27 protein-coding genes and 1 pseudogene are annotated in these 23,903 nt (G+C 62.7%); 7 read left to right on the forward strand and 21 right to left on the reverse strand.

Annotated elements, in window-relative coordinates; genetic code table 11:
- Positions 1–60 precede the first annotated feature (60 nt).
- Positions 61–1,083: a hypothetical protein gene (locus tag FNJ84_RS04165; protein WP_143791747.1), complete on the reverse strand. Its 1,023-nt coding sequence runs from the start codon at positions 1,081–1,083 to the stop codon at positions 61–63.
- A 265-nt stretch (positions 1,084–1,348) separates the two neighbouring features.
- On the opposite strand from FNJ84_RS04165, the gene argC reads away from it, so the two are divergent.
- Entirely contained in the window at positions 1,349–2,266 is a 918-nt protein-coding gene (argC, locus tag FNJ84_RS04170; protein ID WP_143791748.1) for an N-acetyl-gamma-glutamyl-phosphate reductase, read from the forward strand.
- 8 nt (positions 2,267–2,274) lie between these two features.
- On the opposite strand, the gene FNJ84_RS04175 is transcribed toward argC, so the two are convergent.
- The 6 genes from FNJ84_RS04175 to FNJ84_RS04200 are packed head-to-tail and all read right to left on the reverse strand — an operon-like array spanning position 2,275 to position 7,166.
- The gene (locus FNJ84_RS04175; protein WP_143791749.1) at positions 2,275–2,871 is read right to left on the reverse strand and encodes a hypothetical protein; all 597 of its coding nucleotides are present in this window, start codon (positions 2,869–2,871) and stop codon (positions 2,275–2,277) included.
- Positions 2,868–3,689, reverse strand: a complete 822-nt coding sequence (locus FNJ84_RS04180; RefSeq protein ID WP_143791750.1) for an ABC transporter permease — start codon at positions 3,687–3,689, stop codon at positions 2,868–2,870. The genes FNJ84_RS04175 and FNJ84_RS04180 overlap by 4 nt, the downstream gene beginning before the upstream one ends.
- Positions 3,686–4,408, reverse strand: a complete 723-nt coding sequence (locus tag FNJ84_RS04185; RefSeq protein ID WP_143791751.1) for an ABC transporter ATP-binding protein — start codon at positions 4,406–4,408, stop codon at positions 3,686–3,688. The genes FNJ84_RS04180 and FNJ84_RS04185 overlap by 4 nt, the downstream gene beginning before the upstream one ends.
- Before the next feature lie 17 nt (positions 4,409–4,425).
- Positions 4,426–4,998, reverse strand: coding sequence for a hypothetical protein (locus FNJ84_RS04190; protein WP_143791752.1), 573 nt, complete (start codon positions 4,996–4,998; stop codon positions 4,426–4,428).
- Between the two features lie 34 nt (positions 4,999–5,032).
- Positions 5,033–6,007: a YVTN family beta-propeller repeat protein gene (locus tag FNJ84_RS04195; RefSeq protein ID WP_143791753.1), complete on the reverse strand. Its 975-nt coding sequence runs from the start codon at positions 6,005–6,007 to the stop codon at positions 5,033–5,035.
- A gap of 10 nt (positions 6,008–6,017) precedes the next feature.
- Positions 6,018–7,166, reverse strand: a complete 1,149-nt coding sequence (locus tag FNJ84_RS04200) for an ABC transporter substrate-binding protein (protein WP_255471034.1) — start codon at positions 7,164–7,166, stop codon at positions 6,018–6,020.
- 209 nt (positions 7,167–7,375) lie between these two features.
- Here FNJ84_RS04200 and FNJ84_RS04205 point away from each other — a divergent pair, with 209 nt between their 5' ends.
- Entirely contained in the window at positions 7,376–7,930 is a 555-nt protein-coding gene (locus tag FNJ84_RS04205) for an SRPBCC family protein (RefSeq protein ID WP_143791755.1), read from the forward strand.
- A complete protein-coding gene (locus tag FNJ84_RS04210) occupies positions 7,927–8,862 on the forward strand; it encodes a YncE family protein (RefSeq protein WP_143791756.1) in 936 nt (311 codons plus the stop codon). Before FNJ84_RS04205 ends, FNJ84_RS04210 begins: the two co-directional genes overlap by 4 nt.
- Here FNJ84_RS04210 and FNJ84_RS04215 read toward each other — a convergent pair.
- The 14 genes and pseudogenes from FNJ84_RS04215 to hrcA all read right to left on the reverse strand — a co-directional run bounded on the left by FNJ84_RS04215 (position 8,837) and on the right by hrcA (position 20,921).
- Entirely contained in the window at positions 8,837–9,385 is a 549-nt protein-coding gene (locus FNJ84_RS04215; protein ID WP_143791757.1) for a rhodanese-like domain-containing protein, read from the reverse strand. The two genes, FNJ84_RS04210 and FNJ84_RS04215, sit on opposite strands and share 26 nt — an antisense overlap.
- Complete coding sequence (locus FNJ84_RS04220) at positions 9,382–10,200, reverse strand: substrate-binding domain-containing protein (RefSeq protein ID WP_143791758.1); 819 nt, start codon at positions 10,198–10,200, stop codon at positions 9,382–9,384. The genes FNJ84_RS04215 and FNJ84_RS04220 overlap by 4 nt, the downstream gene beginning before the upstream one ends.
- Complete coding sequence (locus tag FNJ84_RS04225) at positions 10,200–10,796, reverse strand: c-type cytochrome, methanol metabolism-related (RefSeq protein WP_300042075.1); 597 nt, start codon at positions 10,794–10,796, stop codon at positions 10,200–10,202. Before FNJ84_RS04225 ends, FNJ84_RS04220 begins: the two co-directional genes overlap by 1 nt.
- A 215-nt stretch (positions 10,797–11,011) precedes the next feature.
- Positions 11,012–12,808, reverse strand: a pseudogene (locus tag FNJ84_RS04230) (methanol/ethanol family PQQ-dependent dehydrogenase); the annotation flags it as partial.
- A 168-nt stretch (positions 12,809–12,976) separates the two neighbouring features.
- Positions 12,977–13,819: an S-formylglutathione hydrolase gene (fghA, locus tag FNJ84_RS04235; RefSeq protein ID WP_143791760.1), complete on the reverse strand. Its 843-nt coding sequence runs from the start codon at positions 13,817–13,819 to the stop codon at positions 12,977–12,979.
- Positions 13,803–14,339 (reverse strand): GNAT family N-acetyltransferase, encoded by a 537-nt coding sequence (locus tag FNJ84_RS04240; RefSeq protein WP_143791761.1) that lies wholly within the window; start codon positions 14,337–14,339, stop codon positions 13,803–13,805. Before FNJ84_RS04240 ends, fghA begins: the two co-directional genes overlap by 17 nt.
- Entirely contained in the window at positions 14,336–14,971 is a 636-nt protein-coding gene (locus tag FNJ84_RS04245) for an ATP-dependent Clp protease proteolytic subunit (RefSeq protein ID WP_143791762.1), read from the reverse strand. The genes FNJ84_RS04240 and FNJ84_RS04245 overlap by 4 nt, the downstream gene beginning before the upstream one ends.
- A gap of 76 nt (positions 14,972–15,047) precedes the next feature.
- Positions 15,048–16,175, reverse strand: a complete 1,128-nt coding sequence (locus FNJ84_RS04250; protein ID WP_143791763.1) for an S-(hydroxymethyl)glutathione dehydrogenase/class III alcohol dehydrogenase — start codon at positions 16,173–16,175, stop codon at positions 15,048–15,050.
- A gap of 93 nt (positions 16,176–16,268) precedes the next feature.
- Positions 16,269–16,853, reverse strand: a complete 585-nt coding sequence (gfa, locus tag FNJ84_RS04255) for an S-(hydroxymethyl)glutathione synthase (RefSeq protein ID WP_143791764.1) — start codon at positions 16,851–16,853, stop codon at positions 16,269–16,271.
- Between the two features lie 119 nt (positions 16,854–16,972).
- Entirely contained in the window at positions 16,973–17,728 is a 756-nt protein-coding gene (locus tag FNJ84_RS04260; protein ID WP_143791765.1) for an amino acid ABC transporter ATP-binding protein, read from the reverse strand.
- Positions 17,725–18,399, reverse strand: coding sequence for an amino acid ABC transporter permease (locus FNJ84_RS04265; protein WP_143791766.1), 675 nt, complete (start codon positions 18,397–18,399; stop codon positions 17,725–17,727). The genes FNJ84_RS04260 and FNJ84_RS04265 overlap by 4 nt, the downstream gene beginning before the upstream one ends.
- A complete protein-coding gene (locus FNJ84_RS04270; protein WP_143791767.1) occupies positions 18,399–19,154 on the reverse strand; it encodes an amino acid ABC transporter substrate-binding protein in 756 nt (251 codons plus the stop codon). The genes FNJ84_RS04265 and FNJ84_RS04270 overlap by 1 nt, the downstream gene beginning before the upstream one ends.
- Before the next feature lie 174 nt (positions 19,155–19,328).
- Positions 19,329–19,859: a nucleotide exchange factor GrpE gene (locus FNJ84_RS04275; RefSeq protein ID WP_143791768.1), complete on the reverse strand. Its 531-nt coding sequence runs from the start codon at positions 19,857–19,859 to the stop codon at positions 19,329–19,331.
- Positions 19,860–19,865: 6 nt separating this feature from the next.
- Complete coding sequence (hrcA, locus tag FNJ84_RS04280) at positions 19,866–20,921, reverse strand: heat-inducible transcriptional repressor HrcA (RefSeq protein WP_370454578.1); 1,056 nt, start codon at positions 20,919–20,921, stop codon at positions 19,866–19,868.
- Positions 20,922–20,997: 76 nt separating this feature from the next.
- Here hrcA and rph point away from each other — a divergent pair, with 76 nt between their 5' ends.
- Genes rph through FNJ84_RS04300 form a run of 4 tightly spaced genes read left to right on the forward strand, consistent with a single transcriptional unit; the run spans position 20,998 to position 23,894 of the window.
- Complete coding sequence (rph, locus tag FNJ84_RS04285) at positions 20,998–21,711, forward strand: ribonuclease PH (RefSeq protein WP_143791881.1); 714 nt, start codon at positions 20,998–21,000, stop codon at positions 21,709–21,711.
- Positions 21,708–22,322 (forward strand): non-canonical purine NTP pyrophosphatase, encoded by a 615-nt coding sequence (locus FNJ84_RS04290; RefSeq protein ID WP_143791770.1) that lies wholly within the window; start codon positions 21,708–21,710, stop codon positions 22,320–22,322. The genes rph and FNJ84_RS04290 overlap by 4 nt, the downstream gene beginning before the upstream one ends.
- A 12-nt stretch (positions 22,323–22,334) precedes the next feature.
- Positions 22,335–23,540, forward strand: a complete 1,206-nt coding sequence (gene hemW, locus FNJ84_RS04295; protein WP_143791771.1) for a radical SAM family heme chaperone HemW — start codon at positions 22,335–22,337, stop codon at positions 23,538–23,540.
- Positions 23,541–23,894, forward strand: coding sequence for a YbaN family protein (locus FNJ84_RS04300; protein ID WP_143791772.1), 354 nt, complete (start codon positions 23,541–23,543; stop codon positions 23,892–23,894). It begins immediately after the preceding gene.
- The last annotated feature ends 9 nt before the right edge of the window (positions 23,895–23,903 follow it).

Consider the following 23,903-nt stretch of genomic DNA (forward strand, 5'->3'; position numbering starts at 1 on the left):
AAGAAAAACCCGCCAGAGGCTTCTCTGGCGGGTTTTTGATTGTGGGGCCTTTGGCGGCGATCAGCTGAAGATGAAATCGCTGTTGTCCAGCTCGCTGACAGTAAGCGAGCCATCTTCGGAATACAGCTGAAAGCCAAGATTGGTCCCTGCCAGCGAGACACGAACGCCATCGGTGCCAAATGGCGTGATGATCAGGTCATCAATGCTGGAAACGCCCCATTGTGAGATGTCCAGCTGGTCGATCCCGTCCTGATAGTCAAAGACCGTGTCGCGGCGATTGTCGAAGGCCACGAAAACAAAGGTATCCGAGCCGTCTCCGCCCCGTAGCAGGTCATAGCCGGTTCCGCCATTCAGCAGGTCATCGCCGGTATCGCCATACAGCTTGTCTGTCCCATTATTGCCGAACAGACGGTCATTGCCACCGCCGCCATGCAGCTCGTCGGCATTGGCCAGACCGGCGAAGTGATTGTCCTGCTGGTCGCCGTAGATCGTGTCCTTCCCGCTGCCGCCGCGAATATTCTGGAAGTCGAAGAAATGCTGGGTGACGCCCATCACCGTAAAGGTGCCATTGCCCAGATCGTCATCGTCCATCTTGACCAGCGCGCCTTCAGTCGCGGTGGCGGTTCCACGGACCAAATTCTTTAGATTCAGCCAGTTGTTGCCGCCATTGCCCAAATGAACCGCATATTCATTCGCCGCGACATCGACCGAATCAAAACCCGTCGAATATTCGTAGACCGGGGTGTCCACATAAAGGAAGTCATTTGCATCCAGAGTTTCGCTCTGGGTCTGGACATAAAGTTTATGCCCTAAATCAGCCGTCGTGATCTGAAGCTTACCCGGCTCGACCATCGAGACAATCAGCTGGTCAAAGCTGGTCACGCCCCATTGGCTGAGGTCAATCAGATCGCTGCCATCCTGGAAATCCTGGAATACCCCGGATTCCGGGCCTGCACCCGGCGTAAAGATGTCCTTTCCCAGCCAGCCGTGGACAATATCAAATCCACCATTTCCATAAATCCACTCGGATTGTGCCGTGCCGGGAAAGATGTCGGTCCCGGTTGTCCCCTCGATCCTGATCATGCGCTGTAACCTTTCAAACTGACCTGACAAGTGCAATGACGCGAATCCGGCCCGTAAAAGCCCAAGACCTCCCTTCGCGATTAGTTAAGATTATATTAAATTTGCGGTCAGTGTAGGTCTTCGTAACCATCCTTTCAGATAGGTTATGCTCAAATGTTCACCGATAGGACGAGTTGGCGGGCCTGGCTATCTTTCTGGTTGCGATCCTGGTGATTGTCACGACCGCCGGCTGTGGATATATCCACCCCAGCAAGGAGAATTGGTCATGGCACACACGGTTTTCATCGACGGCGAGGCTGGCACCACGGGTTTGCAGATCCGCGAGCGTCTGGCGCGTCGCGATGATATTCGGCTGATCCAGATCGACTCCGCGCGCCGCAAGGATGCCGATGCCCGGCGCGAGGCCTTTGCCGCCGCCGATGTGGCGATCCTGTGCCTGCCCGACGATGCCGCACGCGAGGCGGTGGCGCTGGCCGCCGGTCTGGACGTGCGCTTCATCGACGCCTCGACCGCGCATCGGGTGGCGGATGGCTGGGTCTACGGCTTTGCCGAAATCTCGGACGAGACGCCGGCGGCGATTGCCGGGGCGCGGAATGTCAGTAATCCGGGCTGCTATTCCACCGGCGCCATCGCGATCATCGCGCCATTGGTCAAGGCCGGGCTGATTGCCCCGGACGAGGCTTTGTCGATCTTTGGTGTCAGCGGCTATACCGGCGGCGGCAAATCCCTGATCGCCGAATATGGCAGCGGCGAGGCGCCGGCGCATTTCATCTATGGCCTGAACCAGGCACACAAGCACCTGCCGGAAATCATCGCCCGCACCGGGCTGAAAACGCGGCCCGTATTCTCGCCATCGGTCGGGAATTTTGCGCAAGGCATGGCGATTCAGGTTCCGCTGCAACTGGGCGGCGGGCGCAGCCTGTCATCGCTGCATCAGGCGCTGGCCGATCACTATGCCAGGGCGCAATTCGTGCGGGTTCTGACGGCTGACGATGTCGGTGCGCGCGTGGTACCGACCAAACTGAACGACACCAACATGCTGGAAATCTCGGTCCATGGGGATGATGGCAATGGCTGCGCCAATATCATTGCCGTGCTCGACAACCTGGGCAAGGGCGCGTCTGGCGCGGCGGTTCAGAACCTGAACATCATGCTGGGCGTGGATGAGGGCGTGGGGCTGTAAGCCCTGCCTCAGTCCAGGTGGTTGGCGATGGCGCGGGCCAGTGCAAAGGCGCGCTGCTCAAGGATGACTGGGGTTTCACACACATAGGTCAGCGATTGCTGGCGGTCGGTAAAGATGCGCTCATCCCAGTCCAGCGCCGCCTCCTCGGCGTCGATGGCGTCGAAATCGGGCGTAGCGGCGGCTTCCAACTCGGTCAGCCTGGCACGGCGATCCTCGATCATCCGCGCCAGATCGACCTGCCGCGTGCCATAGCGGGCGATGCCGTCGATGATGGCGGTTCGTTCGGGCTCGATCAGCGCAAGAACCGCGACCATCAGCGCGGTCAGCTGGGCGTCGTCAGCAGTTTCGGCGAAATCGGCGATCAGGGTCTGGGCTTCCTCGATCGGCAGGCGGCGCTGTTCCAGCCGCGCGGCAAGCGTGCGGATCGCAGGGTCACGGGACAGGTTTGCGACATGATCATCGGGCTGGGGGCCAGACCACATCTGGCCAAGCGACAGGTGCGGCTGCTTGCGCTGGATGCAGGGCCATGTCGGATCCGCCCCGCTGGCCCCAAGAACCGGGCCGGCAATGCTCATGACGATGGCGGCGAGGATCGGCGCTTTCATGCGGCCCCCTTTCTGCGGCTGAAGATACCCCTACCCGGATCATACATGAAAACCGCCGCGCCAAAGAACCCCGCCAAACAGCCCAGAACCACCGCCAGCGACAGCCAGTTGACCTGAAGATACAGCGCAAAGCGGATCAGCTCGACCGCATGGGTAAAGGGGTTCAGCGCGCAGATATCATGCAGCAGGACCGAGCTTTCGCGCATCCGCCACAGCGGATACAGCGCCGATGAGGCGAAAAACATCGGGAAGATGACGAAATTCATCACACCCGCGAAGTTCTCTAACTGACGGATGGCCGAGCTGAGAAACAGCCCCATCGCACCCAGCATCAGCCCCGACAGCATCAGCGCCGGCAGCACCGCGACATAGCCCCAGACGGGTGGGCGGATATCCCAGAACCAGGCGATGGCCAGAAACGTATAAACCTGGATGATCGACACCATCACACCGGCGACCAGTTTGGACGCCAGCAGAAACCAGCGCGGGAACGGGCTGACCAGCAGCGTGCGCATTGCCCCGGTTTCGCGGTCATAGACCATCGACAGCGATGACTGCATGCCATTGAACAGCTGGATCATCGCGCAAAGGCCGGGCGTGACATAGACCTCGTACAGCACATAGGTCTGATAGGGCGGCGTGATCGACATGCCCAGAACCGCGCGGAAACCGGCGGCAAAGATGAACAGCCAGACCAGAGGCCGCACCAGCGCCGCAAGGAAACGCCCGCGCTGGTTTACGAAGCGCAGCGTTTCGCGCCGGGCAATGCCAAGGAAAGCCGTGGCCCATGTCCGGGGCGGAAAGGCGACATCGCTCATGCGGCAACGCCCGTCAGGTCGAGGAAGGCTTGCGTCAGGCCCTGCGCCCCGGCCAATTGCCCGGCGGGGCCGCTTTGCAGCACCTGGCCACGGTGCAGGATGACCAGCTCGTCCTGCGGCTGGATCTCGTCCAGGATATGCGTGGCCCACAGCGCCGAAACGCCGCGTTCGGCAATCAGGCGGCGGGTCAGGGCCAGCACCTCGGCGCGGGATTTCACGTCAAGGCCCACGGTCGCCTCGTCCAGCAGCAGCAGGTCGGGGTGGTGAATCAGGGCGCGGGCGATTTCCGCGCGGCGCTGCTGTCCGCCCGACAACGCGTTGACACGGGCGCCCGCGCGGTCGGCCAGATCGACCTGGGCCAGCACATCACCGATGCGTGCCCGCGCCTCGGCCCGGCCGATGCCATGCAGGCTGGCGTGATAGCTGAGGTTCTGCGCCACGGTCAGATCGGCATCCAGCGCGCGGCTTTGAAACACCACGCCAAGCCGCGCCAGCGCCTGCGCAGGCTGCCGGCGCAGGTCATATCCGGCCACACGGATCTGGCCGGATCTGTTGTTGTAAAGCCGGGTGATCAGTGAAAACAGCGTGGTCTTGCCCGCGCCATTCACCCCCAGCAGCGCCGTAAACCCCCCACGCGGCACCGTCAGCGAGACATTCCGCAACGCCTGCACGGCGCCGAAGCTGTGGCTGACATCGTTGATTTCCAGCGCGGGGGTCATGGCGCGACTATAGCGCGCTATTGAATGTTGAACACCGCCTGCTGCGTCTCGCCGGTCGAGCCGGGGATCGACAGGGTATAGCGGCCCGGAACGATGGCGATAAAGCTGATCCGGGCGCTGCCGGCATCATCGAATTCAATGCTGTGAACACCCATCGGGCGGATCTCGATATCATTGATGACGACCTCGTTGATCCAGACCGCGCGGAAGAAATCGCCACCCGAAAGGGCCAGTTCCTGCGTGCCATCAGCGTTGATATGGATGGTATAGTAACCGCCCGATTTCAGCGTGTATTCACCCGATGCGACCGGCTGCCCTGCGCTCAGCGTCAGGGGGGCCAACAAGGCACGGTTGTCGCGCGCCATGATGCCCGAGAAGCCGAAATCATACTTGCCCGAGGCTTGCAGCACGCCCTCGGCACCGGCTTCGGCGGATTCTTCCTCTTCGCCTTCTTCTTCCTCGCCTTCAGCCTCGGCACCTTCGGCGGTTTGCGCCTCGGCCTCGGGTGCCGCTTCCGGGGCGGCTTCCTGGGCGGTGGCGGGCAGGGCAAGCCCGGCCAGGATCATCAGCATGCTCAGCAAACGGGTCACGGGGGTTCCTCCTTCGGATAGTTTTATGCGGGCCTTAATTCGGGGCGACGACCACGCCCCAGGGCTGCTGGCCTACGGGGATGGATTTGATCACCTCGCGTGCGGCCACGTCTATGACCGAAACGTCGTTAGAATTGCCGTTGGTGGTGAACAGATATTTCTGGTCCGGGCTGAAGCCCAACTGCCAGACACGCTGACCGACCAGCAGGTAATCAATGACCTCGTCGGTCTCGCCATCGACCACTGCCACACGGTTTGCCGGGCCAAGCGCGACGAAAACCGTCTTGCCATCAGACGTGACCCGCGCGCCGACGGGCTGGATCGCCTCGGGCAGAACGCCGGGGATGTCAAACCCGATCTTGGTCGTAATGGTCTGGGTCGCCGGGTCGATCACGCTGACCGTGCCGCCAATCTCGCTGGTCACATACAGTTTGGTCCCGGCGTCGTTATATTGGGCAAAGCGCGGGCGGCTGTCGACCAGCACATTGGCCACGATCTCATAAGTCTCGGTGTCGATGAAATGCGCCATATTGGTGGTTTCGGACGTGTTGATGACGAACTTGCCGTCGGGGCTGACGCCCATGCCCTCGGGTTCCACGCCAACGGGAATTTCGGCCAGAACCTGACGGGTTTCGGTGTCGACCACGGTGACAAGGTTGTCGTCCTCGTTCGCGATATAAAGCGGGTTGCCCGAGGGGTGCAGGACGAACAGTTCCGGGTCAGGGCCGGATGGCAGGGTATGGGTTTCCTGCATCGTTTCGGGATCGAACACGCGAACCAGATCGTCGTCGCTGGCGCAGACATACAGTTCCTTGCCATCGGGGCTGATGGTGATGCCGCGCGGGCGGTTTCCGGCGGGGAAGCTGCCGATCACCTCCAGCGTTTCGCTGTCGATTACGGTGACATCATTGCCTTTCTCATTGGTCACAAAGACGCGGTTGGCCAGCACCGGCGTGGCGGCAAGGCAAAGCGTCAGGATCAGCGCGTGTCGCGCGACGGGGAGTGTCATGTCTGTCACCTCAAAAGCTGCATTCGGTTTCGGGGCGGTCGATCCCCAGCGTGTCCAGCGCGCTGGTCTGGTGCAGGAACTGGTCCTGCGGGCTGACGCTGGCCATCAACAGGCCGGTGGTCAGCAGGATCGGCTGGCGCAGCTGGTGATCCCAGTCACGCACGGTCAGTTTCTGGCCCTTGAAGCCTGCCACCTCGAAGCGATCGGACAGGATGAAATCCTTCAGAACAGCCGGATCGGCGGACTGGCTGCGGGTCGCGGCCTCGCCCAGCATGCGCAGCGCCAGCCAGGTCTGATAGTCGGCCTCGCGCATATTGCGGCCCGCCAGCTTCTCGAAACGGTTCTGGAACTGGGTCGCGCCCCAGGCCTCCATCGCGGGATGCCAGCTGCGCGGAACGAGGCCTGCGGAACCGGCAACAGGGCGCGGATCCCAAGTCTGATAGGGCAGATAGGCGGCAAAGATATCGGCCTCATCGGCGGCGATCAGCACGTCATGTTCGGGCGCACGCTGGGTAAAGACCGGCATCTGCTTTTGCACCTGCACATGGCCGGAATCGGTGCGCCGCGCGCCGCCGGTATCTTCATACAGCCGTTCCTCGACAATCTTTGCGCCGAACTTGGTGGCAGCGCGCTGAAAGGCCTGGGCCAGATCCTGATCCTGCGGATGGCTGCCCTTGATCAGGAACCAGTCCTGCCATTGCTTCCAGACAAGAAACTGGGCCAGCGCATCGGCCATCATCGCGTGGCTGGGCGCGACATGGACGGTGTTGAACCGGCAGTCCGCACCGCGCAGATTATCGCCCCGCGCCTGCGCATTCAGGATCAGCGCACGATCGCCAGTCTGATCGGCAAGGGCCAGCGTGGTCGCATCATCGGCCAGAACCACGACGAACTGGATGCCATCGGCCAATAACTTGTCCATCTCGGCGGCGGCGGTGTCGGATGTGGCGGTGACCTCGACCGCCTCGAAATCCTGACCCATGAAACGACCGGTGGTGTCATTATCCTCGATCGCCAGCCGGGCACCGGCAAAGCCCAGATCCTCGGTCGGTAATTCCAGCCGCGAAATTGGCGGCAGGCCGGGATTGTCGACACGCAGGACAGCGGCGCGGATCAGCACCGGATCGGCGCCCTGCTGCGACCATGCGGGACCGGACATGGCCGCCAACCCCGCCAAAAGTATGATGATTCTGCGAAACATTCGTCTCACTCCCCTGCGGTATGGTCCCTGCCGCCGGCCCTTGCGACAAGCCTGCAATCGTTCCCGGCCGGATCGGGAATATTTGGCTCATCCCTTTGTCTGATGGACGCGCCGCACGGGGAAACGCATCCTGCGGCCAAAGGCGAGGAAAAAGGAGGGTCGGCGCTATGCGCGGGATCATGGGATTGGCGGCGGGCATCGTTCTGGCGGCGGCGACGGTGGCATCGGCGCATGGACCATCGCGATTGAAAACCGAAATGTCGGTGGTGCTGAACGCCACGCCCGACGAGGTCTGGCAGGTGATCGGCAAGTTCGACGACATGAGCTGGCACCCCGCCGTCGCCTCGACCGAGATGACGCCCGAGGGCGCAGCCGCCGACAAACCCGAGGAATCCACCCGCGTCTTGCACCTGAAGGCCGACAGCGGCGATCCGACCATCACCGAGATCCTGACCGGCGTTAACGCCGAAAAACGCATGTATAAATACATGATCACCGAAGTCGCGGTCGAGGTTCTGCCGGTGACCAACTATTCCTCGACGCTTCAGGTGAATGACAAGGAGGGCAAGGCCGAGGTCGTCTGGAAAGGCGGCTATTACCGCGGCTTCCCCAATAACGACCCACCCGCCGGGCAGGATGATGATGCTGCGACGGCGGCTGTCACCGGCGTCTATCAGGCCGGTCTGGACGCGCTGGCCGAGCGGTTCGGCAAAGTCGAATGATCCGCGCGGCGCTGGCCGCGATTCTGCTGACATCCCCGGCTGCCACGGCCGGGGATTTGGCGTTTGTCACCTCTCAGAACGGCAATGCGGTCAGCGTGATCGACCTGAGCGATCATCGGGTGATCGCCACCACCACAATCGAGGGCGCGCCTGCACCGGTCGCCTATGACGCGGCGGCGGGGCGGGCCTATGTCGTGGCCGCCGATACCGGGCGGCTGACGGTGCTGAGCGAGGCGGGGGAAATCACTGGCAGCCGGGAACTGGGCGAAGGCGCCTTTGGCATCGCCGTCGCGCCGGGTGGCGGGGTGTTTGTCGCCGACTGGTATGGCGCCCGTTTGATACGGCTGGATGCGGATCTTGCGCAGATGTGGCAGGCCAAGACCGGCGCCGCACCCGCCGGGGTTGCCGTCAGCACCGACGGAACGCTGGTCGCCACGGCGGATCGGGATGCGGACGGTGTCAGCATCTTCGACGCCGAAACCGGTGAACGGTTGCGGCAGGTCGGCACAGCCGGGCCGCATCCCTTCGGCATCACCTGGCATGAGGGGCGAATCTGGACGGCGGATGTGCAGGGAAATTCGGTTTCGGTCATCGACCCGGCGGCCGGCGCTGTGATCGGTTCGGTGCCCAGTGGCAGCCATCCCTATGCCGTGGCTTTCGCCGGCGGGCGGGGCTTTGTGACCGATCAATACGGGTCAACCGTGACCGTCTTTGATCCGGCCAGCTTGCAGGTGATCGGCACTGTCGCGACCGGAGACTACCCCGAGGGTATCGCGGCCCTGCCCGATGGCAGCGGCGTCGTGGTGGCCAACTGGGACAGCGATACGGTGCAGATCATCGACGCCGAAACCCTTGCGATCACCGCCGAAATCGACCTGCCGGCCGGGCCGCGTGCCTTTGGCCAGTTCACGGGTCGACAGGTTCAGCCTTGACCAGATCCGCGCCGCCCGCCTGCTGCCAGCCATCGGTGCCGCCGGGAAACCAGTAAACGCCGGTATAGCCCCATGCCACCGCCCGCTTGGCGGCATTCCAGCTCATCCAGCAATCGGCGCGGCAAAAGATCACCACAGGCGCGTCCAGATCGCCGCCCGTTGCGGCGCGCAGCCCGTTTTCCAGCCGCGCCTTTTCGGCATCGGACTGGCGCTGATAACCGGTATCCCACAGCCAGACCGCGCCCGGAATCGTGTCATGGCGCGGCTCGCGCCAGATCGTGCCTTCAGGCAGACCCTCGGGTTTGCGCTTGCGGGGAAACACGTCAAGGAACGGCACGCCCTCGGCGTCCATGGCAATCGCCCTGTCCGCGTCGATCACCTGCGCACCCTTCAACGCGTCTGGCACGGGCGCGTTATAAGGCTCGCCCCGATACAGATCGACTTGCGGCGTGGTTTGTGCGACGGCAGCCGCGGTGGCCAGCACGGACGCAATCACGCAGGCCGCAAGGCGATAGGCGGTCAATTCAACATCTCCTTCCCGTAATCATCGACCAGCGGCACGCCAGCCTCGGTCAGGATCGCGTTGATCTGATCCTGATTGCGGCGGATCTGGCTGTTCAGCTGCCGCTTCCATTCCTGTTCGGGCAGCCGCACCCCCATGGTGATGCGATAGAACATGCGCGGGCCGGTGGTTTCCTTCAACAGCGGGGTGAATTGCAGGTCAGGGTCAGCCTTGACCTGCGGCCCCGCCAGCGGCCCCCACAGCACCGCGGCATCCAGCGTGCCGTCGCGGACCTGCGCGATCATGTCGCCGACAGGGTTTTCGACCCGCCGATCGACCGTCAGCTGCCCGCCGCGCATATTCTTGGCCAGCCCGGCCAGCGCCATATTGGTGGCGGGCGGCGTTCCCGCGATCACGCCAAGCTCGTGATCCTTCAGCGCCGGATCAGACAGGTGATCCACCCCCGCCAGATCGCTGTCGCGCCGGGTCACGATCCCATAGACCGAGGTGTAGTAGTGGTTGGTGTTCTGCACCATCTCGTCACCCTGGGCATAACCCATGACGACATCGCATTCCCCGGCCTGCAATGTCCGGCGGATGAACCCCATGCCCGAGGGAAACCAGGTATAGGCCACAGGCAGACCAAGCGCCTGGCCGAACAGTTCGGCCAGCTTGTTTTCGAAACCCGACCCATCATCGGCCGACATGGGCTTGTTGGCGGGGTCGGCGCAGACCCGGAAGGCCGTGGTCGACCGCAAATCCGCCACCTGCGCCGCAGCCGGCAAAGCCATGGCCGTGGCGCAGGCCAGCATCAGCCCTGTTGCAGCGCCGCGCATCAGCCGGACATGCAGGCATCTTCCTGCGCAGTAAATTCGGGTGACTTCTCGGCCCGCTTGGCGGGGCGGCCGCGTGCGATCGTATCGGTCCCGCGCACCAGCAGATAGACATAGATATCGTCGATATAGCACCAGACGTTCTTGTTGGTGCCAAAAGCCGGCATCACCTGATTGGCCGAGGCGTTCACATCCTGTTTGCCCGAGGCGACGATTTCCATGAAATCATAGTAATCCATGTTCAGCACCGAAGTCTTCAGCGCCGGCGCATAGGTCGATCCCTCGCCATCTGGCCCATGACAGACATGGCATTCCGCGTGATAGCGGCGATAGCCCGAGAACACCGCATAATCGACCTCGTCGTCATTGTTCTTGAAGGTCGGGATGCCATCGGCGTTATACCAGCGGCCGTTCTCCATATAGTCGGCGGTGATGTCCATGCCATTGGGCAGCACGGTCTGACCCTCGGCAAGATCAGCGGGCTGGTCATTGGCAGTGGGCGCGGGAATCGTTTCCTCTTCCCCGCTGGTCTGGGCCAGCAACGGACCAGCCATCACCAAACCTAGGGCCAGCACAGCCAGCGAACCTGTATGTTGCATGTCGGGTTTCCTCCTCAAACCGTGCGCATCGCAGTCAGAAAAATGCCACCCCGAGAATACCGCCGGGGTGGCACTTGTAGAGTTCAAACTTGGTTTAACGGACCAAAGTCTTAGTTGCTGGCCGGTGCCTCGCCCTCGGCCGGGGCTTCGCCTTCGGCCGGCGCGGCCGCCGTATCGGCTGCCGGTGCCTCGGCGGCAGCGGCATCACCACCACCCGGCAGTTCGAACACGGTCAGCTGCCCGCCCAGTTCGGTATAGTCGCTGAGCGCGGCATAGCCGCCCACGGCACCCAGACCGTCATTGGGGTTGGTCAGACCAGCCGCCAGACCGATCCCGGCCCAGCCACCCACGCCCGACAGCACGCCGATATACTGCTTGCCGCCAGACACATAGGTCATGACGTTGCCGATGATGCCCGACGGGGTCTTGAACCTGTAAAGTTCCTCGCCGGTTTCAGCGTCGATCGCCTTCAGATAGCCTTCCAGCGTGCCATAGAACACGACATCGCCAGCGGTTGCCAGGGCACCCGACCAAACCGAGAACTGTTCGGGCAGCGACCACTTGATCTCGCCCGCCACGTTGTCCCAGGCGATGAAATTGCCCATGCCGCCATGGCTTTCCGGCGCGGGATACATCGCCAGCGTCGCGCCCACATAGGGCTGACCGGCGGTATAGGCCACGCGGAAAGGTTCGTAATCCATGCAGACATGGTTCGTGGGCACATAGAACAGGTTGGTCTTGGGCGAGAAGGCGGCCGGCTGCTGGTCCTTGGTGCCCAGTGCTGCCGGGCAGATCCCGGTCGAGTTGGTATCCTCGCCGTTCTGCTCGGTCGAATATTCGGCCACCACGGCCGGACGGCCATAGTTTTCCGAGTTCGGGTCCATATCGACGCCGCTGGTCCAGTTCACCGCCGGGTCATATTTCTCGGCCACCAGCAATTCGCCGGTTTCGCGATCCAGCGTATAGGCCAGGCCGTTGCGGTCGAAATGGGTCAGCAGCTTGCGCGGCGTGCCATCAACGTCCTGATCGGTCAGGATCATTTCGTTCACGCCGTCAAAGTCCCATTCGTCATGCGGCGTCATCTGATAGAACCACTTGGCCATGCCGGTATCGGCATCGCGCGCCATGATGGTCATCGACCACTTGTTGTCGCCGGGCCGCTGCGACGGGTTCCAGGTCGAGGGGTTGCCGGTGCCGTAATAGACCAGGTTCAGTTCCGGGTCATAGGAATACCAGCCCCAGGTCGTGCCGCCGCCGATTTTCCACTGGTCGCCTTCCCAGCTGTTCAGCGAACTGTCGGCCCCGATGGGCTTGCCCAGAACCATGGTGTTTTCCGGGTCGACCAGCATTTCCGCATCCGGGCCGGTGGAATAGGCCTTCCACGCCTCGCTGCCGTCGGCCAGGTTATAGGCCGTTACCCGGCCACGAACGCCATATTCGCCGCCCGAAACGCCGACAATCACCTTGTCCCCGGCGGGCAGCACGGTCGCGGTATTGGTCTCACCGATGGCCGGGTCGCCGGTCTTGACCTGCCATTTCACCTCGCCGGTCATGGCATCCAGCGCGACCAGCGTGGTATCGGCCTGGTGGCTGATGATCATGCCATCAGCATAAGCCACGCCGCGATAAACGGTATCGCAGCACATCACCGCGATGACTTCGGGGTTCTGTTGCGGCTCATAGCGCCACAGGATCTTGCCGTCATTGGCCAGGTCCAGCGCGAAGATCTTGTTGGGGAATGGCGTGTGGACATACATGATGTCGCCAATCACCAGCGGACCGCCTTCATGGCCGCGCAGAACACCGGTCGAGAAGCTCCAGGCGACGCGCAGGTCGCCCACGTTGTCGCGGTTGATCTGGTCAAGCTCGGAATAGCGGGTATTGGCGTAATCACCGGTCTGGATGGCCCATTGATCGGGTTTTCCGGTTTCGGTGATGACGCTGTCATTCGCATGGATTGCCGCGCTTGAAAGCAGCAGGGCCACCGCGGCGCCGGTCAGCAGAGTTTTCATTGATGGCTTCCTCCCAATCGGATTCGTTGGCTGTGACATTCCTCCCTGGTCACAGCTATCCGATCAGCAGTCTTGGACGGGGCCGGCGATGCGTCAATGCGCCGCAGGGGCAAGTAGCCATAAAGTATGGGTCAGTTTTGCAGCCCGACCGGGAAAATCCGGCAATCCTTAATTGAACAGCCGTTCAGCATGCCACATCACATGATCGCCCATGAAGGTCTGGACGAAAAAGTAGCTGTGATCATAGCCCTGCTGCATGCGGAACTGCCCCGGCTGGCGGCGTTCGGCCATGGCAAGCGCCAGCGCCTCGGGCTTCAGCAGATCAAGGAACTGGTCGGCACTGCCCTGGTCGATCAGCACTTCGCCCGGATAGCCGCGTTCACGCATCAGCAGGGTGGAATCATGGGCCGCCCAGGCCGCCTTGTCCGCACCCAGATAGGCCGCCAGCTGCTTTCTGCCCCAATCGGATTCTGAAGGATTGGCAATCGGTGAAAAGGCCGAAACCGAGCGATAGACATGCGGCATCGTCATGGCGATGGTCAGCGCGCCGTGGCCGCCCATCGAATGTCCGGTGATGCCCTGCGCATCGCGGTCCAGGGCGAAATTGCCAAAGACCAGTTCAGGCAGTTCATGGGTCACATAATGCCACATCTTGAAATGCGGTGCCCAGGGCTGCTGCGTCGCATCGACATAGAAGCCCGCGCCCTGTCCCAGATCATAGGCCTCGTCATTGGCGACACCTTCGCCGCGCGGCGAGGTATCGGGGAAGATGATCGCCATGCCGGCCTCGGCGCACCATTCCTGAGCGCCCGCCTTGGTCATGGCGTTTTCATGGGTGCAGGTCAGGCCCGACAGATACCACAGAACCGGCACCCGGCTGTGCTGCGCCTCTTCCGGCAGGAACAGGCCAAAGGTCATCTTGGTGCCGGTGGCCTGCGACTGGTGGGAATAAACGCCCTGAACGCCGCCAAAGCTGCGGTTTTCGGACACGGTTTCATAGGTCAAGGTCATGGTTTTTCCCCAGAGTCAGATCGCAATACATGACAAGCCCATCGACATAGCCATGTTCGGGATGAAGAAACGCGCCCGGCAGCCGCCCGACAATAGAAAATCCGGCCTTCTGCCACAAATGGACGGCATCGGCGTTGGTCGAGACGACGAAATTGAACTGCATCGCGCGAAATCCCTGCGCCCGTGCCCAGTCCTTTGCGTGATCGGCCAGCTTGCGCGCCACGCCACGCCCGCGCGCAGCGGTGGCGGTGGCAAAGCTGGCATTGGCAACATGGCTGCCGCCGCCCGGCCGGTTGCGGCCGACATGGCTGGTGCCCAGAACCTGACCATCCGCCTCGGCCACAAAGGCGGTAAAAGGCCGGGCGAACCAGTCATCCAGCGCCGCCTGACGGTCGATGTCGCGGTCGATGCAATAGGTTTCGCCGGCACGATAAACGGGCTCAAGGATCGCCCAGATCGCGTCGTGATCGGCGGGGGTTGCGGGGCGGATCGTCACCTCTCCGCCCGGCTTGTCACTCATTTCAGCTCGTCCACTGTGCGGATGATCTTGCCGACAAGACCGTAATCCACCGCCTCTTGCGTGTTCAGCCAGAAATCGCGGTAGGTGTCTTTCTCGACCCGCTCGACCGTCTGGCCGGTGGCGTCGGCCATGATCTGATTCAGCCTCTCGCGCATCAGACGGATCTGTTCGGCCTGGATCATCATGTCCGAGGTCGTGCCGCCGATCCCGCCCGAGGGCTGGTGCAGCAGAAAACGGGTATTGGGCAGGCAGTAACGGTTCTGCTTCTGCGCGCCGACAAAGATCAGCGCCCCCGCCGATGCCACCCAGCCCGAGCCGATGGTGCGCACGGTCGGGCGGATGAACTTGATCACATCATGGATCATGTCGCCCGATTCCACATGCCCGCCGGGCGATGAAATCAGCATGTTGATCGGATCGTCGCCGTCTTCGGCCAGGGCCAGAAGATGCGCCACGGTGCGCTGCGCCAGCTTGTCATTGATCTCGCCCGCAACGATCACGGTGCGCGATTTGAAGTAGAGTTTGCCCATATTGTCGCCTTCGGGCAGGCCCAGACCTTCGCCCTTGGACTTTTCGTCGCGGCGGTCGTCATCATCGTCGTCTTCGTCGTCCAGCCAGTATTGCCGCGTCATCCTGCTCTCCTTCACACCACGATAGAACGGCGGGACCGGGGCCCCGCCGTTCTTCTACCTAAGCAGCCATTAAGGATCAGTAAAGGACGACCGAGCGGATCGATTCACCTGCATGCATCAGGTCGAAGCCCTTGTTGATCTCATCCAGGGTCAGCAGATGGGTGATCATCGGGTCGATCTCGATCTTGCCGTCCATATACCAGTCGACGATCTTGGGCACATCGGTGCGCCCGCGCGCGCCACCGAAGGCGGTGCCTTTCCAGACCCGGCCGGTCACAAGCTGAAACGGACGGGTGCTGATTTCGGCCCCCGCCGGCGCCACGCCGATGATGATCGACTGGCCCCAGCCGCGATGGGTGCATTCCAGCGCGTCGCGCATGACCTTGACGTTGCCGGTGCAGTCAAAGCTGTAATCCGCCCCGCCGATCTGATCGAAGGGCGTCTTGGTCAGGTTCACGATTTCCTGCACCACATTGTCAACCTTGGTCGGGTTGATGAAATGGGTCATGCCGAAACGCTCGGCCATCTCCTTGCGGCCATCGTTCAGGTCGACACCGATGATCATGTCAGCGCCGGCCAGACGCAGGCCCTGCAACACGTTCAGGCCGATGCCGCCCAGACCGAACACCACCGCCTTGGCACCGATTTCCACCTTGGCCGTGTTGATCACAGCACCGATGCCGGTGGTCACGCCGCAGCCGATATAGCAGATCTTGTCGAAGGGCGCATCCTCGCGGACCTTGGCCACCGCAATCTCGGGCAGCACGGTATAGTTCGAGAAGGTCGAGCAGCCCATGTAGTGATAGATCGGGCGGCCATCCAGAAAGCTGAATCGCGTCGTGCCATCGGGCATCAGGCCCTGACCCTGGGTTGCACGGATTGCAGTGCACAGGTTGGTCTTGCCCGACAGGCAGGACGCGCATTGCCGGCATTCCGGCGTGTAAAGCGGGATCACGTGATCGCCCGGCTTCACCGAGGTCACACCGGGGCCGACCTCGACCACAACGCCCGCTCCTTCATGGCCCAGTATCGAGGGGAACAGCCCCTCGGGATCGGCGCCGGACAGGGTAAATTCGTCGGTATGGCAGATGCCGGTGGCCTTGATCTCGACCATGACCTCACCGGCCTTTGGGCCTTCAAGGTTGATCTCCATGACCTCAAGCGGTTTGCCGGCCTCGATGGCGACGGCGGCGCGGGTTCTCATCTGTATTTCTCCTGTCTTTCGGTCTTGTTCGTTCCGGTCATGGCCGAGGGGGCCGGCAATGTGCGGCCCCCCGGCGTTCTTTCAGATGCACGTTCAGGCCGGCAGGGCCCCGCTGCGCTTGGCGATATGGGTTGCGATCGCATCCATCAAGGGTGGCGACAGCGCATCATAGGGTTCCAGCCCCAATTCGCGCAGACGCGCGCGGATGCCGTCCATCCGCGACGGATCGACACCGGATTCGATGATTGAACTGACAAAGGCCGCAAATTCGGGCGCGGACCAGCCGTCTTCGTCCGACAGTTCCGTATGCACAAAGTCCAGACCATAGAACGGATGGTCCTTGTTCTCGATACGGCCATACATGTGAACGCCGCAGCCGGTGCAGCGATAGCGCTGGATCGGTGCGTCCTTGTTGACGATTTCCAGCCGCTCGGCGCCCTGCAAGACCTCGATGGCGTCGCGCGACACCACCGCAACCTGACTGAAAATCGCACCATCCGGCTTCCAGCACTTGGTGCAGCCGCAAACATGGTTATGCGCCGTCTGCGCCCCGACCCGGACCTTGACCGGGTTGCTGCTGCAATGGCAGCTCAGCACCCCGCCACTGAAGCTTGGGCTTCCCGCCGTGACGCCGTGATCCACTGCCGGGTGAATGGTCACCCCTTCTGTGCCAACCATGGCCCCCTCCTCCGCTAGGTTTCATGGACTGCCAGCCTGACGCCGACTGAGGGGTGCGAACAAGTGAGAAAAAGGTTGTAGCAAGGCGCGGCGGTCGCCTGTGCGTCAGCCGCCATCCGTCAGCCGTTGCCGGTCACGCGGCGCAGGAAGGCGCGGGTGCGGTCATCCTGGGGCGCGTCGAAGATCTGGGCGGGCGGGCCCTGTTCGACGATACGGCCACCTTCCATGAAAATGACGCGATCGGCGATTTCGCGGGCAAATTGCATCTCATGCGTGACGATCAGCATGGTCTGGCGGCCATCCGCGACCTGGCGGATCAGGTCCAGAACCTCGCCCACCCATTCGGGGTCCAGCGCGCTGGTCGGTTCGTCAAACAGCAGCAGATCAGCATCCATCGCCATCGCCCGGCCGATGCCCACGCGCTGTTGCTGGCCGCCCGACAGCGATGCCGGATAGCTGTCTGCCTTGTCGGTAAGCCCGATGCTGGCCAGCACCTGATCGGCGCGCTCTTCCGCGCGGTCGCGCGACCAGCCGCGAACGGTGATCAGCCCTTCGGTGATGTTCTGGCGCGCGGTCTTGTTCGCAAAAAGCGCATAGTTCTGAAAGACAAAGCCCGTGCGGCGACGCAGCGCCAGAATTTCGGCGCGGCTGGCATGGGCGGCGTCAACGCGGTGATCGCCGATGGTGATCAGGCCGGCATCGGGCCGGTCGAGAAAGTTCAGGCAGCGCAACAATGTCGATTTGCCGGTGCCCGAGGGGCCGATGATGGCCACACGCTCGCCCGGCTCCAGCGCAAGGTCGATGGCGTTCAGCACCGTATTGGCGCCGAATGTCTTGGTCAGCCCCTGAATGGTGATGTGGCAATCCGTGCTCATCTGGCGAAGGCCCTGTTCATGCGGGTTTCAAGCCGGCGTTGCAGGAAGGAAAACGCCTCGACCAGCAGCCAATAGATGACCGCGACAACCAGGAAAGCTTCGAGATAGAGGAAGCTGCCGGCGGCCTCTTTCTGGGCGGCGCCCATCATCTCGGTCACGCCGAGGGTGAAGGCCAGCGAGGTGCTTTTGATCACGTCGATATAATAGTTCATCAGCGTGGGCGCGGCGATACGGGCAGCCTGTGGCAGGATGATCCGGCGCAGCATCTGGGCGCGGGTCATGCCGATGGATTCGGATGCCTCCCACTGGCTGCGGTCGACGCCCATGATGGCGGCGCGAATGGATTCCGCCATATAGGCCGAAAAATGCAGCGTCAGGCCAATGATCGCGGCTGTAACGCCGTCGATCTTGGACAAGGTCGGCAGAAGTTGCGGCAGGCCGTAATAGAACAGGAACAGCTGAACCAGCAGCGGGGTGCCGCGGAAAAAGCTGATGAACAGCGCCACCGCCTGATCGACGACCGGCAGTTTCAGCACCCGGACGATGGCCAGCAGCACTGCCAGAATCAGCGCAAGGACCATGGCGACGGAAGCCATCGCCAGGGTCTTTGGCACATAGCCGAGGATGATCGGCACGAGGCCGATCATATAGTCGACATCAAGTCCGCGCATCACTCGGCCGGTTTGGTGACGTCAGCCTCAAGCCATTTCTGCGAAATTTCGGCCAGCTTGCCGTTTTCCTTCAGCGTGGTGATGGCGGCATCGACCTTGTCGCGCAGCGCGATCCCGGCCTCGTCATTGCGGAAGGGCAGCGCGTTGCGGATCTCGCTGAAGGGTGGGCCGGCCAGTTCCAGCGGCGCGGGGCTTTTGGCGATGACCTGTGCGGTGGACACGCGGTCCATCACAAAGGCGTCGACCCGGCCAAGGGCCACGTCCTGCTCGATATTCGATTCATAGGTGCGGATGTCGATATCGGCGGCATTGGGCAGTTCACGCAGCAGCTGTTCGAAATTCGAGCCAAGGTTCACGGCAACGGATTTGCCCGACAGGTCGTCGGTGCTGTTGATGCCGACCTCATTACCCTCGCGCACGGCGACCTGCGCGCCGTCATAGACATAAGGCTGGGTAAAGACGAATTTCGCCTCGCGTTCGGGGGTAATGGTCAGCTGGTTGGCGATGGTGTCGATCCGGTTCGATTCCAGCGCGCCGACCTGACCCGAGAAGGACATGGTGACGAATTCGATGTCGTCGCCGGTCACTTCGCCGATGGCGTTCAGGAAATCGACTTCGAAGCCCTGAAGCTTGTCCTGTTCGACGAAGGTAAAGGGGAAATAGCCCCCCGACATGCCGACACGGATGGTTTCGGCGGCGGCAGGGGCAATGGTGGCGGCCGAAACGGCCAGGGCGGCGACGAGCGATCTGATCATCGGAAAACTCCTTGATATTTCGGCAAACACTTGTGTCCAACAACCGTCAGCCGCAAGAGGTTCCCTGCATCAGGACAGCAGAAAGGACGGCTATTTGCCGCGCAGCAAGGCCCCGCGGAATGACGTTCCCCCGATCATCAGGCCTGGTGGAACGTCATTCGGACAATCGGGCCATCAGCTGGACGGAGTCGAGCTGACGCCAACCTTGGCCGGGCGCAGCAGCCGGTCATGCAGCTTGAAGCCGTTATCCATGACCTGAATGATGTCGCCGGCGCGGGTGCCGGGAACCGGGGCCTCGAACATGGCTTCGTGGTTCTGGGGGTCGAATCGGTCGCCGATCTGGGGCGCAAGGATGGTGATGCCATGCTTGTTGAACACATTTGCCAGCTCGCGCAGGGTCAGCTCCACGCCTTCGATCAGGCCGGGTGCGGCGGCGCGCTGTTCATCGCCCGCAGTATCCAGCGCGCGGGTCAGCGCGTCATGGACGGGCAGCAGGTCGCGGGCCAGGCGCGAACCGCCATATTGCTCGGCGTCGCGGCGTTCCTTGTCGGCGCGCTTGCGGGCATTTTCGGCATCGGCCAGCGCGCGCATGAAACGGTCGCGCAATTCATCACGCTCGGCCGTCAGCCGATCAATCTGGTCGATCGGGTCGGCCAGCGGATCATCAAGGTTGTCGTCACTGGACAGGTCGTTCTGATCGCTCATTGCCATTTATCCTTTCCGGCCGGACAGCACCCGCCCGACCAGTTGCGCGGTGTAATCGACGATGGGCACGATGCGGCCATAGTTCAATCTGGTCGGCCCGATCACGCCCACAGCCCCCACAATCTTTCGGTCGGCATTCATATAGGGCGAAACGACCAGAGAGGAACCCGAAAGTGAGAAAAGTTTGTTCTCGGAGCCGATAAATATCCGCACGCCCTCGCCCTGTTCGGCCAGTTCCAGGAATTGCACGATGTCGCGCTTGCGTTCCAGGTCGTCGAACAGCTCGCGGATGCGGTCGATATCGGCCGCCTCGCTGTCCAGCAGGTTCGCCCGGCCACGCACGATCAGGCGGGGGTCACTGTCGGCGGTGTTCCACAATGCAAGGCCGGATTCGACCAGCTCGGCCGCCAGACTGTCCAGTTGGCGGCGGCGGGCCGCGATTTCGCGACTGATATGGCCGCGCAATTCCGACAGGGTGCGACCTGCCGCGATGGCGTTCAGGAAATTCGCCGCCTCGCGCATCGAGGACGGGGTCTGGCCGATAGGCGGGGTGAAGATCCGGTTCTCGACATGGCCATCGGCAAAGACCAGCACCACCAGCGCACGGTCCGGCGCCAGACTGACGAAATCCAGATGCCGGACCGGGGCTTCGTGTTTCGGGGTCAGCACCAGCGAGGCGCCATGGGTGATGCTGCTAAGGGTGGTGCTGATCCGGTCTAGCAGCGTTCCGGTATCGGGATCATCATTGCCGATGGTCTGTTCGATCCGGGCGCGGTCGGTGGGATCGACGGCATCGACCTCCATCATGCCGTCCACGAACAGCCGCAGGCCAAGCTGGGTCGGCATGCGACCGGCCGAGATATGCGGGCTGTCAAGCAGGCCAAGATATTCAAGATCCTGCATGACATTGCGGATCGTGGCAGCGCTGACCCGTTCGGACATGTCGCGCGTCAGCGTCCGCGAGCCGACCGGCTCGCCCGTTTGCAAATAGGCTTCTACGACGCGGCGAAACACCTCGCGCGAGCGGTCATTCAGTTCGGAAAGCTGTGGTTGCTGGCTCAACCGGGCCTCTCGCGGGGTTGCGTCGTTGCGGGGGGCGGCTGTATGGGGCAGGAAACCAAGGAAAGGAATGCTGCCCATGCGCCCCTCTGGCAGGAATTTAAGCGAATTGCGGCCAATTACAATCGAGACCGGCGTGATGGGTCATGCCGAGGGCTCTTGCCTGATCAAGGTGGGTGGCACGCATGTGCTGTGCAGCGCCAGTATCGAGGAGAATCCACCACGCTGGCTGAAAGGCACGGGGCGCGGCTGGGTGACGGCGGAATATGGAATGCTGCCCCGCGCCACCAACACCCGCAACCGTCGCGAGGCGGCAACCGGAAAGCAAGGCGGTCGGACCGTTGAGATTCAAAGGCTTATCGGCAGGAGCCTGCGGGCTGGCGTGGATCGGCTGGCCTTGGGCGAGCGGCAGATCACCGTGGATTGCGACGTGATCCAGGCTGATGGCGGCACGCGCTGCGCCTCGATCACGGGGGGCTGGGTCGCGCTGCGGCTGGCGGTGAACAAGCTGTTGAAGGCGGGGGTTCTGACCAGCGATCCGATCCTTGACCATGTGGCCGCGATCTCCTGTGGCATCTATGCGGGCCAGCTGGTTGCCGATCTGGACTATGCCGAGGACAGCGAGGCGGGCACCGATGGCAATTTCGTGATGACTGGCGCGGGCCGCCTGATCGAGGTGCAGATGTCGGCCGAGGGTGCCACCTTCTCGCGCGTCGAGATGGGCGGGCTGCTGGATCTGGCCGAGGCCGGGGTGGCGCAGCTGGTTGCGGCGCAAAAGGCCGCCACCGCATGAGGCAGTTCGAGGGCAAGCGGCTGCTGGTTGCCACGCATAATGCCGGCAAGCTGGCCGAGATGCGGGCGTTGCTGGCGCCTCGTGGGATCGAGGTCGTCGGCGCCGCCGAAGCCGGACTGCCAGAGCCGGTCGAGACCGAGGACAGTTTTTTGGGGAACGCCCGGATCAAGGCGCGTTCGGCGGTCGAGGCGACGGGGCTTCCGGCGCTGGCCGATGACAGCGGCATCAGTGTCGATGCGCTGGGCGGCGCGCCCGGTGTCTATACCGCCGATTGGGCGGAAACCGGAAATGGTCGTGATTTCGGCATGGCCATGGCGCGGACCTGGCGGGAACTGGATGCGGTCGCGGCACCCGAGCCGCGACTGGCGCAGTTTCGCTGCACGCTGGTCCTGATGTGGCCCGATGGTCATGACGAGGTGTTCGAGGGGGTTCTGCCGGGTCGGGTTGTCTGGCCGCCCCGCGGGATCGAAGGGCATGGATATGACCCGATTTTTGCGCCGGAAGGTCACGACATCACCTTGGGCGAAATGCCGTCGGAACAAAAGAACAGCCTGAGCCACCGGGCGCGGGCGGTTGCGGTCATGATGGCCGGCAGCTTTGCGCAAGACTGAGGCGTAACAGGGATGAGCTGCGCTGAAGCTGCACTCGGGACGGTCGCTGCGCCTGTCGACGACTGGCGGGCGGGCGGCTTTGGCCTGTATGTACATTGGCCGTTTTGTGCGGCGAAGTGCCCATACTGCGACTTTAACAGCCATGTGGTTGAACGTGTCGATCAGCGCCGCTGGGCCGATGCGCTTTGTGCCGAGATCGCGCGGCTCGGACGAGAGGTTTCGGGGCCGGCGCGACAGTTGGGCAGCATCTTTTTCGGCGGCGGCACACCATCCTTGATGCTGCCAGAGACCGTCGATGCCGTGATCGGGGCGGCGCGGGCGGCGTGGGGATTTACCAACGATATCGAGATTACGCTGGAGGCCAATCCAACCAGCGTCGAACAGGGCCGTTTTCGCGGGTTTGCCGATGCCGGTGTGAACCGGCTGTCCATGGGCGTGCAGGCCTTGCGTGATGACGATCTGCGGCGGTTGGGACGATTGCATTCGGTGGCCGAGGCTCGGGCTGCCTTTGACATTGCGCGGAACTGTTTCGGGCGCGTGAGCTTTGATCTGATTTATGCGCGGCAGGATCAGAACCTTGATGATTGGCGCGCCGAGTTACGCGAGGCACTGAACATGGCGGTTGATCACCTGTCGCTGTATCAGCTGACAATCGAGCCGGGCACCGCCTTTGGCGCACGCCAGGCTGTCGGGCGGTTGCGCGGGCTGCCGGATGACGATGTGTCTGCTGATATGTATCTGGAAACGCAGGATATTTGCCTGTCGCACGGCATGCCTGGATATGAAATATCTAATCACGCGGGTGCGGGCGCGGAAAGTCGGCACAATCTGGTCTATTGGCGCCAGGGTGATTGGGCCGCGGTCGGGCCAGGTGCCCATGGGCGGTTGAGTCTGGACGGCCGGCGCGTCGCGACCGAGGCGCTGCGCGCGCCCGGCGAATGGCTGGCCGCCGTCGAGCAGAGCGGATCGGGCGATGTTGACCGCGTGAACCTGTCGGCTGAAGATCAGGCGACGGAATATCTGCTGATGTCGATGCGGCTGGCCGAGGGCATGTCGATCGCGCGCTTTGAGCGGATCGGGGGTGTTCCCCTGGACCCGAAGGCGCTGGAACGATTGCAGGATTGGGGCATGATCAAGCTGGCCGGGGGGCATGTGATTGCCACCCGCGCAGGGCGGCCGGTGCTGAATGCCATCCTGCGCGAACTGGCGGCGGGTTAGATGAAGCTGTTCTGGCTGAGCATCGGGTGGATCGGCGTCGGGCTGGGTACGATCGGGCTGGCCCTGCCCGTCGTGCCGACCGTGCCGTTTTTGCTGTTGGCGGCCTGGGCCTTTTCGCGATCATCACCCGAATTGCGGGCCAGGATCCAGAACCATCCTAAATACGGCCCTACGGTCCGCGCCTGGCAAGAACGCGGCGCCATCTCGCCCTTGGCCAAGACCTGGGCTGTCATGGCCATGTCGGCCGGCGTCGGGCTTTCCTTCTGGTTGGGTGTCAATCAGCAGCTGGTTCTGGCGCAGGCCACGATCTGCGCGCTGATCGCGATCTATGTCGTCAGCCGACCCTCGCGCTGAGCCGCGTTT

Source organism: Paracoccus sp. M683, from assembly GCF_007096355.1.
Lineage (GTDB): Bacteria > Pseudomonadota > Alphaproteobacteria > Rhodobacterales > Rhodobacteraceae > Paracoccus.

Coding starts and splice junctions, on each gene's coding strand:
- gfa (WP_143791764.1), bottom strand. CDS start 16,853: ATGGTTGGCACAGAAGGGGTGACCATTCACCCGGCAGTGGATCACGGC.
- FNJ84_RS04195 (WP_143791753.1), bottom strand. CDS start 6,007: ATGACACTCCCCGTCGCGCGACACGCGCTGATCCTGACGCTTTGCCTT.
- FNJ84_RS04185 (WP_143791751.1), bottom strand. CDS start 4,408: ATGACCCCCGCGCTGGAAATCAACGATGTCAGCCACAGCTTCGGCGCC.
- FNJ84_RS04290 (WP_143791770.1), top strand. CDS start 21,708: ATGAGGCAGTTCGAGGGCAAGCGGCTGCTGGTTGCCACGCATAATGCC.
- fghA (WP_143791760.1), bottom strand. CDS start 13,819: ATGACCTTGACCTATGAAACCGTGTCCGAAAACCGCAGCTTTGGCGGC.
- FNJ84_RS04220 (WP_143791758.1), bottom strand. CDS start 10,200: ATGCGCGGCGCTGCAACAGGGCTGATGCTGGCCTGCGCCACGGCCATG.
- FNJ84_RS04210 (WP_143791756.1), top strand. CDS start 7,927: ATGATCCGCGCGGCGCTGGCCGCGATTCTGCTGACATCCCCGGCTGCC.
- FNJ84_RS04240 (WP_143791761.1), bottom strand. CDS start 14,339: ATGAGTGACAAGCCGGGCGGAGAGGTGACGATCCGCCCCGCAACCCCC.
- FNJ84_RS04225 (WP_300042075.1), bottom strand. CDS start 10,796: ATGCAACATACAGGTTCGCTGGCTGTGCTGGCCCTAGGTTTGGTGATG.
- FNJ84_RS04250 (WP_143791763.1), bottom strand. CDS start 16,175: ATGAGAACCCGCGCCGCCGTCGCCATCGAGGCCGGCAAACCGCTTGAG.
- FNJ84_RS04175 (WP_143791749.1), bottom strand. CDS start 2,871: ATGAAAGCGCCGATCCTCGCCGCCATCGTCATGAGCATTGCCGGCCCG.
- FNJ84_RS04205 (WP_143791755.1), top strand. CDS start 7,376: ATGCGCGGGATCATGGGATTGGCGGCGGGCATCGTTCTGGCGGCGGCG.
- argC (WP_143791748.1), top strand. CDS start 1,349: ATGGCACACACGGTTTTCATCGACGGCGAGGCTGGCACCACGGGTTTG.
- FNJ84_RS04200 (WP_255471034.1), bottom strand. CDS start 7,166: ATGTCCGGTCCCGCATGGTCGCAGCAGGGCGCCGATCCGGTGCTGATC.
- FNJ84_RS04245 (WP_143791762.1), bottom strand. CDS start 14,971: ATGACGCGGCAATACTGGCTGGACGACGAAGACGACGATGATGACGAC.
- FNJ84_RS04260 (WP_143791765.1), bottom strand. CDS start 17,728: ATGAGCACGGATTGCCACATCACCATTCAGGGGCTGACCAAGACATTC.
- FNJ84_RS04165 (WP_143791747.1), bottom strand. CDS start 1,083: ATGATCAGGATCGAGGGGACAACCGGGACCGACATCTTTCCCGGCACG.
- FNJ84_RS04300 (WP_143791772.1), top strand. CDS start 23,541: ATGAAGCTGTTCTGGCTGAGCATCGGGTGGATCGGCGTCGGGCTGGGT.
- hemW (WP_143791771.1), top strand. CDS start 22,335: ATGAGCTGCGCTGAAGCTGCACTCGGGACGGTCGCTGCGCCTGTCGAC.
- rph (WP_143791881.1), top strand. CDS start 20,998: ATGCGCCCCTCTGGCAGGAATTTAAGCGAATTGCGGCCAATTACAATC.
- FNJ84_RS04180 (WP_143791750.1), bottom strand. CDS start 3,689: ATGAGCGATGTCGCCTTTCCGCCCCGGACATGGGCCACGGCTTTCCTT.
- FNJ84_RS04275 (WP_143791768.1), bottom strand. CDS start 19,859: ATGAGCGATCAGAACGACCTGTCCAGTGACGACAACCTTGATGATCCG.
- FNJ84_RS04265 (WP_143791766.1), bottom strand. CDS start 18,399: ATGCGCGGACTTGATGTCGACTATATGATCGGCCTCGTGCCGATCATC.
- FNJ84_RS04270 (WP_143791767.1), bottom strand. CDS start 19,154: ATGATCAGATCGCTCGTCGCCGCCCTGGCCGTTTCGGCCGCCACCATT.